We start from the raw sequence: 13,389 nt of genomic DNA on the forward strand, positions 1-13,389 counted from the left end.
ATGAACAATCCCTAGGTTTCGCTGCGCTCAATTAACCTGTAAGATCAGCTAAAATCAACATTGCGAATCGCTTATATAGTTGACTAACCTAGGTCAGCTTTTTAGATTGAGGTTTTTAGCGGCTGATCTTGAGGCGCTAAGCTGGTGTATTTAGTCTCTATTCTGCTGCGTTCCATGACTACCTGCTGTTGTTTATTCTTCTCTCACTAGCAGGCACGTTTTCGGCCGGAATCCTACAGTATGTAGCGTAGTTCCGGCCGCTCCTTTTTTATTTCTTTTTCTTCATTCTTACCCATTTCCAATGAAAAAACTTTTATGGTTTTTCATGGCCCTGAGCGTGTTCCTGTGGTCCAGCCACGGTTTTGCTCAGACCACGCGCACCATTACGGGTGTGGTAACTGGTGCCGCCGACCGCACGCCGCTGCCTGGCGTGAACGTGGTAGTGAAAGGCACCACCAACGGCACCCAGACCAACGGCGAAGGGCGCTACACCCTGCCTAATGTTCCGGAAGGCAGCACGCTGGTTATCAGCTTTATTGGCTACACTGCCGTTGAGCGCAAGGTCGATAACAACACCATCGACGTGAGCCTAGCAACCGACACCAAGAGCCTCGACGAGGTAGTAGTGACCGGCTACGGCGTGGCCCAAGACAAGCGAGACTTGGTGTCGAGCGTGCAAACGGTGCAATCCAAGGACATCATTGATTCGCGGCAGCCCAACGTGGTGAATGCCTTACAGGGCAAAGTAGCGGGCGTAAACATTACTAGCTCGGGCGGTGGCGCCGGCGAAGGGGCCTCTATCGTCATCCGGGGTGGCACCTCGCTGGACGGCAACAACCAGCCGCTGTTCGTGATTGACGGGATGATCATGGATAACTCGTCATTCCAGGAAAGCACCGCGCCCGGTGGTGGGTCGGCTTTCAACGGCCTCCTAGGTAGGTCAGTGGGTTCGGCTAACCGGGCCGGCGACATCAACCCCGAAGACATTGCCAGCATCACGGTGCTGAAAGGACCCGCCGCCGCCGCTATCTACGGGCTGAACGCGGCCAACGGCGCCGTCGTGATTACCACGAAGAAGGGCAAAGCAGGCACGACTACCCTCAACTACCGGACGCAGTTTTCGGTGGATGAAGTAAACCGCTTCCCCAAGTTGCAGGATCAGTACCAGCAGGGCTCCGGCGGTGTTTTTGACGCTACCACACGCAACTCGTGGGGCCCGCGCTTTGCGCCCGGCCAAACCGTGTACAACAACCTAGAGGACTTTTTTCAGAAAGGCTACTCGTACCAGAACTTCCTGAACATGTCGGGTGGCTCGGAGAAAGCCACCTTTGCGTTGTCGGCTTCCAACCTGAAGCAAACCGGCGTAACGCCACAGAGCAAGTATGACAAGACCACCGTGCGCGTATCGGGCACGGCCCAAATTTCGCCGAAGTTCAGCGTAACTGGCTCCGCGCAGTACCTTAACTCGGGTGCTGAGCGGCCACTGCAAGGCCCTGGTTTGTTTGGCTCGTCGGGCGGCTTTCTGCTGAGCTTGCTCAACTGGCCCCGCAACGATGACGCCCGCAACTACCTAAACCCCGATGGCTCGCGCCGCCGTTTGCTGGCACTCGGCAACGGCACCGACAACGACGCCGACAACCCGTATTGGTCGGTGCAGAAAAACCCGCAAACTGACCGCACTAACCGTTTCATCGGCAACGCGCAGCTGAGCTTTACGCCCTTCAAATGGGTAACATTGAGCCATAACATTGGTACTGACTTTTACACGGCCCGTACGCAGTCGGTGCGGGCGGTGGGCACCTCACAGGTAGGCAACCAGAACGGCGGCATCGCCCAAACGGTAGACCAGACCCGCCAGCTGACGGCCACGACCCTTGCGAACTTCAACCACCAGTTCAGCCAAAACCTGCGGGGCACGCTGCTGCTCGGCAACACCATCGAGCAGAATCGCGTGGATGCTGTGGACTACCTAGGTCTGATTTTCCAGAACCCGAACTTTGTCGGCATCAACAACACGGTAAACCGCGGGGCACTGGAACGCAATTCTATTCGCCGGCTGATCGGCTCCTTTGCGCGCCTGAACATGGCCGTGTTTGATCAGCTGCTGTTAGAAGCGCAGATTCGCTACGACAAATCCTCTACCCTGCCGCGCCCCAACGAAGGCAAGATCTTCGGCAAAGGCTTCGCCTATGGCTCGGTGGGCCTCGGGTATGAGTTCACCAAGATCCTAGGTCTGGAGCAGAACCCAATCCTGAACTACGGCAAGGTTCGGGCGTCGGTGGCCGAAGTGGGCCGCGACACGGGACCGTACCGCGTGCAGTCGCCGCTCACCACGAACACCTACATCGGAGGAGGCTTCCGCAACGACTTTTTCGGCTCCAATCCCATTCTCAAGCCAGAGCGCACCCGCTCCTACGAAGGCGGGGTGAACTTACAGTTCTTCAAAAACCGCCTCAGCCTCGACTTCAACTACTACTATACCCGCACCCGCGACCAGCTCATTGCCCCGCGCGTGAGTCAGGCTACTGGCTTCATTTTGCAATACATCAACGGGGGCGTCGTGACGAACGAAGGCCAGGAAATTGCGCTATCGGGCACGCCGATCAAGACGCACAGCGGCTTTACCTGGGATGTGCTAGCTAACTTCTACCATAATACTAACCGGGTTGAGTCGCTGCCTTTCCCCCTGACGGTGGTGTACCAGTCGGATGCGTTTGTTACAGATGTGCATGAAGGGGGCGCCTTCCCCGGCCGGTCTATTTCGGGCATTGCCGCCACCGATTTTGTGCGCGTGACCGATACGAATAGCCCCGAGTTTGGTAAAATCCTGATTGGCGCCAGCGGCTACCCATCGGTGAACACTAACTTCATCTACGCTGGCAACCGGGCTCCGAAGTACACGGTACAACTCACCAACACCTTCACCTACAAAGGCTTGTCGCTGACGTCGCTCATGGACTTCCGCAAGGGTGGTGTAGTAGTAAATGGAAACGACTTGTACCAAACGGCCACTGGTACTTCCAAGCGCACACTGGACCGCTACAAGCAGACCGTATTCGATGGCGTAGTGGCGCAGAAAAACGCCGACGGCACCACCAGCTACGTGCAAAACACGCGGCCCGTGGAGCTGACCCAAGCTTATTTCGTTTCGACCCTAGGTCGGGTGGGTACTGCCTTCATTGAAGACGGCTCCTGGGCTCGCCTGCGCTACGTGACGCTGAGCTACGCGCTGCCTGCTTCGTTGCTCGCCAACCGCACCTTTATTAAAGGAGTGGAGCTGAGCGTGACGGGCCGTAACCTCGTGCTGCTGACCAAATACACCGGTACCGACCCCGAAACGGCCACAGCTGGCTCCGGCGTGCGCGGCGGTGGTTCGGGTGGCCTCGACTACGGCAACATCCCCGCCACGCGCGGGGTGGACATGGGCCTGCGAGTCAATTTCTAATTACATAGGCTTTCATCGACCTAGGTGGTTTGGCTCTGCTATTCCGCGCAATTCATCCGCTCACCGGCGCTTTTACTACCGGTACCAAAGCAGCGGCAGGACCTAGGTCGGTTAGCCACCAAGGATCAACTTCAACTCATGAAAAAATATCTTCTATTTCTGGGGCTGCTGCTGGGGGGCGGCACGCTCACGTCGTGCGAGAAGTACCTCGACGTAAACGACAACCCCAACAACCCCATTTCGTCTACTCCGAACTTCCTGCTGCCGGGCATCATCAGCAATGGCATTCAAACGCAGATGTTCACGGCCTTGCGCACGCCCTACATCACGCAGTACCTCGTGAGCCGCACCCGCAACAGCGGCGGCAACGACCAGTACTACCTCACGAACGCCAACAGCACGAACACCTTCAACTACTCCTACTTTCAATCGGGGGGCAATATTCCGCCCATGATTAAGGCGGCGCAGGAAGAAGGCTCGCCGTACTACGTGGGGGCTGGCAAGATCATGCAGGCTGTGATTCTGGCCCACGTGACGGACATGCTCGGCGATGTGCCCTACAGCGAAGCCTACCAAGGCGGCGCCAACTACACGCCCAAGTACGATCCGCAGGAACAGATCTATGGCAACATCAACCAGTTGCTCGACGAGGGCATTGTGGAAATGAGCCGGCCGTCGTCGGAAAACTTCCGGGCGCTGTACAGCACCACCCCCAGCGAGAGTGGCGACATTCTGTATAAAGGCGACCCGGCAAAATGGGTGAAGCTATGCTACGCCCTGAAGGCCCGGCAGTTGCAACATCTAACAAAGAAGAGTAGCTATAACCCAAACGCAGTACTCGCGTTGTGCGACAAAGCCTTCACTTCCACAGCCGACGACGCGCAGATTCAGTATCAAACGGCCGTTTCGCCGCTGACTAATACCACTAATATCTTCGGCACGACGCGGGCGAACTTTGGAACGGCCACGTTCTCCACGAATATCATCAAGTACCTGAACGGCACCACCTATCCTGGCGTCGTCGATCCGCGGTTTGGCATCATGGCGCCTACCACCAGCACCGGGGCCGACCCCGGCGCGGGCACGACAACGAACCTAACGCCCGGCTCTACCATCACTGACTTTTACGCTAGCTGGTACGCCCGCGACCTAGGTTACTTTGAAGTCATCACCTACCACGAGCTGAAGTTTATCGAAGCCGAAGCCGCTTTCCGAGCTGGTAATAAGACGCGGGCACTAGCGGCGTACCGGGCTGGTATTCAGGCGCACATGCGCAAAATTGGCGTCGGCGGCACGTTCTCGGCACCGGCCGTTACGTTTCCCACCATCAGCGAAGCGCAGATTACGGCGTACCTAGCGAGTAGCGCAGTGGCCCAAACGGTAAGTGAAACTGACCTGACGCTACGCCGCATTATGGAGCAGAAGTACATTGCGATGTTCCTGAACCCAGATTCGTGGTCGGACCTGCGCCGCTTGGACTTCGACCCGACGATCTACGTGAACTTCGTGTACCCCACGCTCAATGTGAATTCCACCTTGGCGAGCAAGCCAGATTATAAGGACCGCTTCCCACGGCGTTTGTTGCCGGGCGCAACCGAGGTGCTGTATAACCCCAATGAGATTGCGCGCATCGGCGGCAACGACCCCGACTACATCACGCGGCCTATGTGGTTCGACCAGCCCTAACTGTCCTTTCGCTGACGCTTCTCTGCTTTATCTCCATGACATACTCTCAACTTTTCACGACCCTGCGCTCGTTCGTGCTGCTTGGCCTCGTCGCCTACGGGCTGGCGAGCTGCGAAAAAGAGCCCGTCGATACGTACTACCAGCTGCAATCGGAGCCGGGCCTAGCGTTGCTCGGCGCCAACGTAACGACTATCACCAAGTACGCACCGAGCGAAACCATCACGATTTTTATGGGCTACAACCAAACGGATCAGGTGCGCGACTTCACCATCTTTCAGGTCGTGGCCAATCAGGATTCGATGGTAGTAGGCACGTATCCCGTGAATAACCCGTTTGTAGATCCTACTTCTAAGCTGCTAATCCAGCCAATAGAATACGTGGTACCGGCAAACCTAGCCAACAAAACTGCCGTGCGGGTTGACGTGACGACGAACTTCACCAACGGCGGTTCGCGGATGCGCCGCTTCACCTACAACGTGGCCGCCGCACCTACCCTTAAGCTAGCAGCTACAGCGCCGATTACGTACCGCAACGGCTTAGCCGCAACGGCTCAAAGCGCCAACGACTTAGTTGGATATTCGCTGGTGATTAATGAAGGCGGTATTGCCACCGTCCCGACCACGCCAACCACGTCGACGCTGTTTAAGGCCGTGGATAGCTTATCGTACTTCTACCAAATCGGAACGCAGACGCCCGTACGCATCGGCTCGGTACGCAACCCCACAACGGGCGCCGCCAACACCCGCACCATCGACCTGCGCGTTCCGACGGCCGCCACTACGGGTCAGTCTGTTCAGTTTGTATTCGTCGCTTACTCCAAACCAGCACCTAGCTCTCAGCCCTACGCGGCCAGCGTAGTAACGCCGGCCATCACGGTGGCCGCCCCAACGCCCTTGCCAACGGTGCGGCGCGGGTCCGTGAGCTTCGGCCCCGGCTCCTCCCCCGACTCGCTGGCCTTCAACCTAAAGCTAGGTCAGAATGAACCCGCCGCCAACGCGGCTACAGCCAAAGACTTGATTGCTACGGGTTCCACGGCTACCAGCGTCACGCTGGCCGCCGGCAACACCACGCGGGTTTTCCAAGTTCCCGCTTCGCTGGTGCCAGCTACCTACTACACGCAATCGTCGGCTAATACCGTCGGCAACTTCGTGTTCCAAAACACGCTCGTAGCAGACCTAGGTAGCGCCGCCGTCGGCAGCGTGTACGCCGTGAAAGTACGTGGCACGGGCGAGGTAATGCTGCTGCGCATTACCGGTGTTCGCCTCGGTACGAATAGCTCCATTGCGCGCGTGAAATTCGAGTACCGCTCGCTCTAACAACAGGTTATTAGTTGAAAAGCCCCGATTGAGTAAGGCCAAGCCTACCCAGTCGGGGCTTTTTCTTAGCTTCACCGCACATGAAGCACCTCCTGCTCGCCGCTGATCCTGTATCCTAGCAATAAGCATGATCCAGGGCGACAACATGAAGGCGTTCTTGAACGGATACAGCGCAAACTTTCACCATTTCATTACTACACTCTACGTTCTATACCCAAGGGCCAGTGAATAATGATAGCCTTTCCGCAAAGCCGCATTACCCCATATTGGATGGTTTACGTGGTGTCGCAGCCATTATCGTTGTAACCTTTCACCTGACCGAGCCCTTAGGAACTGGGCACCTGGATATCTTAGTCAACCACGGCTATCTGGCCGTTGACTTTTTCTTTCTATTGTCCGGCTTTGTGATCGGCTATGCGTATGACGACCGCTGGCACAACATGACCATCGGTACTTTCTTTAAGCGCCGGATCGAACGGCTTCAACCGATGGTGGTACTAGGGATGGTCCTTGGGGCCATCGGGTTCTATTTCACAGATTCCACGATCTGGCCACTCATCCATACCATTCCCCTGTGGAAAATGCTGCTGGTGCTGCTCATCGGTTGCACGATCCTACCCGTTCCCTTAGCCCTAGATATACGAGGCTGGCAGGAAATGCACCCGCTTAATAGCGTAGGCTGGTCCTTGTTCTTTGAATACATTGCGAATATCCTGTACGCCATCGGCATCAGAAAGCTCTCCAAAACAGCGCTAGGTCTTTTGGTATTAATTGCGGCTGTAGCGCTTGCTCATTTGGCCATCACAAGCCCTGCTGGAGATGTCAGCGGCGGTTGGACACTCAACGCGGAACAGGTACGCGTGGGTATTACGCGAACGATGTACCCTTTTTTTGCTGGTCTGTTGCTTTCACGGACAGCAAAACCCACCCACATCAAACATGCTTTCCTAGGATGTAGCTTCTTGATTGCTAGTGTCTTATATATGCCGCGCATAGGTGGTACTGACCATGTTTGGATGAATGGAGTCTATGAATCTGTGTGTATAATCATCGTTTTTCCGCTCATAGTGTATCTGGGGGCAAGCGGGGTGATTCATACCCAAGCGGAACGTAGGATATGCAAATTCTTAGGTGATATCTCTTATCCGCTTTACTTGGTGCATTATCCGCTGGTCTATTTTTATGTCGCCTGGATCAGCAATCATCAAGGCGTGACCCTCGTGCAAGCTTGGCCTTCTGCGTTGTTGATCTTGCTAGGTGGTATTACGCTAGCGTATGCCAGTCTGAAATGGTATGATGAGCCAGTTCGCAAATGGCTGAGAACGAAACTTGGGTGAGAAAGGATAAAAGTGGAAGTCAACTACGGTATTGAAGTGCAAGAGTAACTGAACCTGCTGTTTGTGGCAGGCCTCTGTAGCCACCCTACCCCGCCCGCAATGGCTTGTTCTTACCTAGGTTTTTGGCTGGCTTGTTTCAGTAACCAAAAGGTTCTTCCAGCCATAAGTTAGCTGCCAGTTTCGCCTCCTAAACAATCCACACAGAACTAAAAAAGCCCTCCTAACCAACATGGCTAAGAGGGCTTTTAGATTTAGACAAGCTCCCAATTATCTGACCAAGAGCGAGGTGATAGTCTAACGACCGCCAAATAAGCGCCGGAAGAAACCACCCCGCTTGCGGTGCTTGGTTTTAACTTTGGTCTTGATCGTGCTATTCGAAGGCGTTGGGCGCAACGAAGCATTAGGACGCAGGGGTGGCGCGGGGCGTGTCGTGGGAGCCGGCACTTCTGGCATGGGCGCGGTACTTGGGCTAGGTGCCTGGGCTACGATAATCTCGGCCGAACGGCCCGTCGTAAGGACACGCACCGGAGCGCTTTCGTTGTGCAGCCGATCGACAGCCGTTACGTAGTACGCGTACGCCGTATTTGCCCGCGCCGAGGTATCTACTAGCACCGGCGCGCGGCTTGGCAGCTGCGGCACCAGCCCGATAATGTAGCGCGGGTCGTCGGGCGTCACGGTTTCTCCTTGGGCAAAACGGTATACCACGTAATAGCGGGCTAGGTCGCCGTCGGCAGCAGCAGGGCCTGGCTGCCACGTGAGCATGGCCGTGGGGCCCGTGCGCGTGAGCACTACGTTCTGAGCGGGGCGCGGCGGCACTTCGTCCAGCCACGGCATAGTTGGTACGAGAGCCGGGTAGCGGAACTCGTGCCAGCGCAAAGAGTCGGTGGTTTTTTTAGCGTTGGCCATAAGCGAGCGGGCGCTGAAAAACACGCTTCCGTTCACATCTGCCGGATACTTGCGGTTGAGGCGCACCTGCCTAGGTAGCTCACGCGGGTTGCGCCACGTCGTATCTGACCGCGTGCTTTCCTGCATGCGGTAAGCCCCGTGCCCGATGTAGAGGTGCCGCCCAAAGTGGTTGCGCGCCCACCAATCGACCAGCACCGGATAAGCGGCCGCCCGGAAGTTGGTGCTCCAGTACAGCTGCGGCAAAATGTAGTCGACCCAGCCTTGGCGCATCCACTCACGGGCATCGGCGTACAGGCCCGTGTAGCCCTGAAAAGCCTTGGTGGCGGAGCCTTCGGGGTTTTCGTTCTGGTTCATCCACACGCCAAACGGTGAGATGCCAAACTTCACCCAGCGCTTGTTTTGCTGAATGGCCGCATGCAAATCCCGGACGAGGATGTTCACATTTTGGCGTCGCCAGTCGGACAGCTTCAATCCATCAGGATTATACTCCGCAAAAGCTAGCTCATCGTGAATCACTTGACCGACTTCTGGATACGGATAGAAATAGTCATCGAAGTGCACCCCGTCGATATCGTAGCGCCGTACCACGTCTAGAATCACCTGCGTAATGTACTCGCGCACCGCGGGCAGGCCAGGATTGTAGAGCAGCTTACCCGAATAGCGCAGGAACCACTCGGGGTGCTTCCGAAATGGGTGGTTGGGGGCTAGCTTGCGCGTGGCCGTGTCGGTAGAGGCCCGGTACGGATTAAACCAAGCGTGAAACTCCATGCCGCGCAAGTGCGCTTCTTCTACGAGGAAGAGCAGCGGATCGTAGTACGGGCTAGGTGCCTTGCCCTGCTGGCCCGTCAGCCACTTGCTCCAAGGTTCCATTTCGCTCTGGTAGAACGCATCCGACGACGGCCGCACCTGCACAAATACCGCGTTGATGCCATTATGCTGCTGCGCGTCGAGCAGACGGCGGTACTCGCGGCGCTGCTGCTCGGCCGGCAGTCCACGGGCGCTCGGCCAATCGATATTCTCAACCGTTGCAATCCAGACGCCGCGCAGTTCGCGTTTGGGCGGCACCTGCTGCGCCTCCGTGGAAAAGGACAGCCCCAGCAACAGGCTACAAACAACACAAAATAAAGTAGAGCAAACGGTGGGAAAAGATCGGAGCATCAGCGCGTAAAGAGAAACGTGGTGCAAATTACGCACAAGCGCCTCGCTTGCGGAGCAAAAGTTTGCCGTCAAATCCCGTTTGTACCGGTAAAACGCTTCCTCTTGCAATTGCTTTAGCTAGGTCCGGCAAATCGTACTCCGCCCGATGGTACTAGTTGAAGTACCCTACTCGGCACCTTACTCAGTGTAGCGCAGTCGAAAACGGCTAAGGTCAGGCTTGTGACGGCGTGGGCGCTGCAGCTCATACTGATACACGGTCCGACCTAGGTCGCGTAGAAAAGGAAAACCAATCGTATCATAATCGTAGTGGTCGTCGTTCAGCACCTCGTCGGAGTTGGCATAAATCACCGCCGAGAGCATGAATTCCACGTTGCGGTCTAGGTCCACGATGTAGGCGTTGTCGATCAGAAAACCGTAAGCCTGCCCAATTTTGTTGAAGATACGTACTCCCATCGGCAATGGCCCCGCCGGACCACCTGCCAACAAAAACTTCACGTAGTTGTCGGGAAACTCTTTGACTTTATAGCGCGGGTGCGCGCTTTCACGGGGTAGCATGCTCAGGTAGCAGCGCAAAAAGGCATAATCTTCTTCACCCAGTTGGAAGCGCTGCTTTGCGGGTACCGCTTCGGGGAAGAGCACGGCACGTAGGACGCCTTGCAGGTCGGTCAGGGAAATAAAATTCTTTGTGGCGAAGTCCATCGGCTTATTTACCCGAACGGTGTTCTCAGAACCATCCACGCGCTTGTCGCCCTGCATATAAGCCTTGCCAACGAGCAAGTTGTCGCGCCGCACGGTTGGGAAAGGCTTCTCGTTGAACGCCGCCGGTTGGAGGTACAAAGGGCGTTGCAGAGCCGTATCGGCGTAGAACGTCAGGGGATTGGTGTGGCGGGACCCGGGCTCCTGGTCGCCTACGGAGAGCCGGTGAATGATGCGCGCCGAGCTGTAGCCGCGCCGGTGCAGCTCCTCATTGAGCGGCCCTTGCCCAACGAACTCATACAGCCGATTAAACGCATCGTTATCGCTCACCAGCAGCACCTTGCGAATGTACTGCGCCAGGCTCGCTCGCCCGTTGGCCGCGCTGGTATCGCGCCGCACATTGGATTGGCCAGCAAACGCCGAATCAATCCGCAACGGCGAATCAGGTGTTAGTCCGGGCACTTGCGGGCGCAGCTGACCTAGCTTCTGCAGGGCTAGCACGGCGGCCGGCAGCTTCACGGTGCTGGCTGGGTAGAAGTACTCGTGGGGCCGTACGTGGTAGCCGTAGGTGCGAAAGTGCGGCCGGTTTTGGGCGTCGCGGTTAATGCGTGTGTAAAGAATTTGCACCCGATAACGGTCCGGCTGCCGCAGGATGCGGCCAAACACCGTTGTATCGGCGCGCAACACGCGGCGCAGAGGACTACCTAGCTGCGCCCTGCTTACTTGGCTGCTGAGTAAGCCCGCCACTACAAAAAAAGACCGCCACCACCAGCGGCGTACAGAAAGCAAAGTATTCATGGGTTGGGAAGATAGTCTATCCCAAACTTCTGAGCTACAGTGCTACCGTTTTCCACGGGTGGTGGCGGTCCTTTTAGGTCGCCAAATGCAACATGCTAACTTGGTGGATAACCTAGGCTAGGTCGTCGTCATCGTCCTCTTCGTCGGCGAGGTCATCGTCGAAGTCGTCGTCGAGGTCGTCAACATCATCCAGATCATCATCTTCTAGGTCATCGTCAACATCCAGATCGTCATCATCATCGAAGTCCTCGTCATCGTCGAGGTCGTCGTCATCATCTGGACCGCCTTGGGTAGCGCGGGCCGTTAGGGTGTACACATCGTCGTCCGCGAAAGCCGTTTGGCTACCGCTTGCTGGGCTGTTCAGGGTTTTAATAGCCATAAGTGAAACAAGAGAAAAGTGGATAAGAAAGAAACCGCCGCACGTTGCTGCCGGCGGCAGAAAGGTACTACTTACAATGACACTTTGCCGGTTTCACCTCCCGAAACTCCCGTTCCGCTGGAGGTGGTGCTTCCGCCTACGTCGCCTTCATCGGCGTTGCCGGGCTTCTCGTAGTGGGTGCTGGTGCTCACATTTTTCCCCTCGATTTCATGCCCTCCTTCGGTGCCGCCGCTGCCGGAGCTGTCGTCGGCGTTGAGGCCTCGTAGCGCGTCGGAGTGATTGTCGGGGAACTGGCGCCCTTCCGGCTGACGCTGGTTGGGCTGTGCTGTGCCCTCTTGCTCAATAGCTTGGGCATCGGTGGGAATTTCCTTGTTTTCTGCCATAGTCCTAGCGTCTGTCTGACGAGTATGAGGTGAGAAGTAGCACACGATATACGCGGCCTTAGCAAGGTGGTTTTGCGCTTGTACGAATGTTGCACAGCTTTTGCGCAACTTAGGGAAGTTATCTTCTACTTTTTCGCGTCGCCGATTTTTTTCGATTTATGTCTTCCTCTCCGGCTGCCAACCCTGCCGATTCGTTCCGCCAGAAAACGGAAGCGGAACTGCGTTATCTTATCCAACACCCCGAGTTTTATCATCCCGATGTAGTGGCCGCCGCCCGGCGCGAGCTGCACCAGCGCGGCTTCGACACGCGGCCCGAGTCAACCTCAGCGGGTACCGCCACCGAGCCAGAGTTTGCTGATTTGCCAGCGGAGCGACGTTGGGTAGCACCTGCCCTAGGCCTAGGGTTGCTGGTCCTGGCCCTGCTCGGTTGGCATCAGTATGACGCTTCTGCGCCAGCCGCCAGAAAAGCGCCGAAGGCAGCGCCAGCAGCACTCAAAGCCGTGGCGCTACGCCCAGTTCAAACCTTCGACTCGCTGATTATCACGCAAGTGCTGCGTCAAAAAGCCTTGCTGCCTGCCACCGAACGGGCCGACACAACGGCCACGCGCAAGTACCTGCTGCTGGCTAGGCGCTACTGGGCAGCCGAAAATCAAGCAGAAGACCTGTACAAGCAAGCCATCCAAAACAAAACCGATGATCGATTTTCTGGTTTGTTGAAGATGAACAGCGAACAGTGGCGCAGTCTCTCCTATGTGCTCAAATACGACCACAAGCTCCAGCCGACTATGCAAAAGCAACTGGCCGTGATAGCGCATGCCGCGACACTGCGCGCGTACATGATCAACGAAATGGCTTTTCAGCAGGCGCAGGGCTTGCCCGCTTTCATTCCCACCACGCACACGCACCGCGACTCAGCCTTTTACCTGCGTCAGGTGTTGCTCGGGGTGCCTGCCAGCCACCGCAGGCTGACTAGCCTCACGCCCATGGACACTCCCAAGCGAGGTGATTTTCCCGAGGGCGCGCAGCTAGTCGCCAGTTTGCCGGAGCCGAAGGCCGGCGCCAACCCCGTGTATATCCTCAACGGCAAGCTGTTCCACAGCGACCCTTCTAGCGGGGCGCCCCCGGCCGAAATACGATACCTACCCACCGACTCGCTAGGGCGAATTTTGGTGGTGCAGCCCACAGCTGCCGTACGCTACTTTGGGCCACAAGCTCACGACGGCGCCGTCGTGGTGTTCACCAAAGGAACACTGCGCTTCATCGCAAGCCACCCAGCAGACTAATC

The 13,389-nt window shown here is 56.7% G+C and carries 9 protein-coding genes; 5 read left to right on the plus strand and 4 right to left on the minus strand.

Annotated elements, in window-relative coordinates:
• Positions 1-301 precede the first annotated feature (301 nt).
• The 4 genes from BXP70_RS20095 (at position 302) to BXP70_RS20110 (ending at position 7,784) form a co-directional block, all read left to right on the plus strand.
• Positions 302-3,445: a SusC/RagA family TonB-linked outer membrane protein gene (locus BXP70_RS20095; RefSeq protein ID WP_086595913.1), complete on the plus strand. Its 3,144-nt coding sequence runs from the start codon at positions 302-304 to the stop codon at positions 3,443-3,445.
• 138 nt (positions 3,446-3,583) lie between these two features.
• Positions 3,584-5,131, plus strand: a complete 1,548-nt coding sequence (locus BXP70_RS20100) for a SusD/RagB family nutrient-binding outer membrane lipoprotein (RefSeq protein WP_086595914.1) — start codon at positions 3,584-3,586, stop codon at positions 5,129-5,131.
• Between the two features lie 35 nt (positions 5,132-5,166).
• Positions 5,167-6,447 carry a hypothetical protein gene (locus tag BXP70_RS20105; RefSeq protein WP_086595915.1) on the plus strand — a complete coding sequence of 427 codons (1,281 nt, stop codon included), beginning with the start codon at positions 5,167-5,169 and terminating at the stop codon, positions 6,445-6,447.
• Between the two features lie 224 nt (positions 6,448-6,671).
• Complete coding sequence (locus tag BXP70_RS20110; protein WP_086595916.1) at positions 6,672-7,784, plus strand: acyltransferase family protein; 1,113 nt, start codon at positions 6,672-6,674, stop codon at positions 7,782-7,784.
• Positions 7,785-8,078: 294 nt separating this feature from the next.
• Here BXP70_RS20110 and BXP70_RS20115 read toward each other — a convergent pair whose 3' ends face one another.
• From BXP70_RS20115 to BXP70_RS20130, 4 genes are all read right to left on the minus strand, one after another.
• Positions 8,079-9,848, minus strand: a complete 1,770-nt coding sequence (locus tag BXP70_RS20115; RefSeq protein ID WP_086595977.1) for a glycoside hydrolase family 10 protein — start codon at positions 9,846-9,848, stop codon at positions 8,079-8,081.
• A gap of 177 nt (positions 9,849-10,025) precedes the next feature.
• Positions 10,026-11,342, minus strand: coding sequence for a serine hydrolase (locus BXP70_RS20120; protein WP_086595917.1), 1,317 nt, complete (start codon positions 11,340-11,342; stop codon positions 10,026-10,028).
• 112 nt (positions 11,343-11,454) lie between these two features.
• Positions 11,455-11,721 (minus strand): hypothetical protein, encoded by a 267-nt coding sequence (locus BXP70_RS29980; protein ID WP_086595918.1) that lies wholly within the window; start codon positions 11,719-11,721, stop codon positions 11,455-11,457.
• A 71-nt stretch (positions 11,722-11,792) separates the two neighbouring features.
• Positions 11,793-12,104 (minus strand): hypothetical protein, encoded by a 312-nt coding sequence (locus BXP70_RS20130; protein WP_086595919.1) that lies wholly within the window; start codon positions 12,102-12,104, stop codon positions 11,793-11,795.
• A gap of 158 nt (positions 12,105-12,262) precedes the next feature.
• Between BXP70_RS20130 and BXP70_RS20135 the strand changes: the two genes are divergently transcribed.
• Positions 12,263-13,387: a hypothetical protein gene (locus tag BXP70_RS20135; RefSeq protein WP_086595920.1), complete on the plus strand. Its 1,125-nt coding sequence runs from the start codon at positions 12,263-12,265 to the stop codon at positions 13,385-13,387.
• Positions 13,388-13,389 lie beyond the last annotated feature (2 nt).

This window comes from Hymenobacter crusticola, assembly GCF_002154225.1.
Classification (GTDB): domain Bacteria; phylum Bacteroidota; class Bacteroidia; order Cytophagales; family Hymenobacteraceae; genus Hymenobacter; species Hymenobacter crusticola.

Coding starts and splice junctions, on each gene's coding strand:
- BXP70_RS20095 (WP_086595913.1), top strand. CDS start 302: ATGAAAAAACTTTTATGGTTTTTCATGGCCCTGAGCGTGTTCCTGTGG.
- BXP70_RS20100 (WP_086595914.1), top strand. CDS start 3,584: ATGAAAAAATATCTTCTATTTCTGGGGCTGCTGCTGGGGGGCGGCACG.
- BXP70_RS20105 (WP_086595915.1), top strand. CDS start 5,167: ATGACATACTCTCAACTTTTCACGACCCTGCGCTCGTTCGTGCTGCTT.
- BXP70_RS20115 (WP_086595977.1), bottom strand. CDS start 9,848: ATGCTCCGATCTTTTCCCACCGTTTGCTCTACTTTATTTTGTGTTGTT.
- BXP70_RS20120 (WP_086595917.1), bottom strand. CDS start 11,342: ATGAATACTTTGCTTTCTGTACGCCGCTGGTGGTGGCGGTCTTTTTTT.
- BXP70_RS29980 (WP_086595918.1), bottom strand. CDS start 11,721: ATGGCTATTAAAACCCTGAACAGCCCAGCAAGCGGTAGCCAAACGGCT.
- BXP70_RS20130 (WP_086595919.1), bottom strand. CDS start 12,104: ATGGCAGAAAACAAGGAAATTCCCACCGATGCCCAAGCTATTGAGCAA.
- BXP70_RS20135 (WP_086595920.1), top strand. CDS start 12,263: ATGTCTTCCTCTCCGGCTGCCAACCCTGCCGATTCGTTCCGCCAGAAA.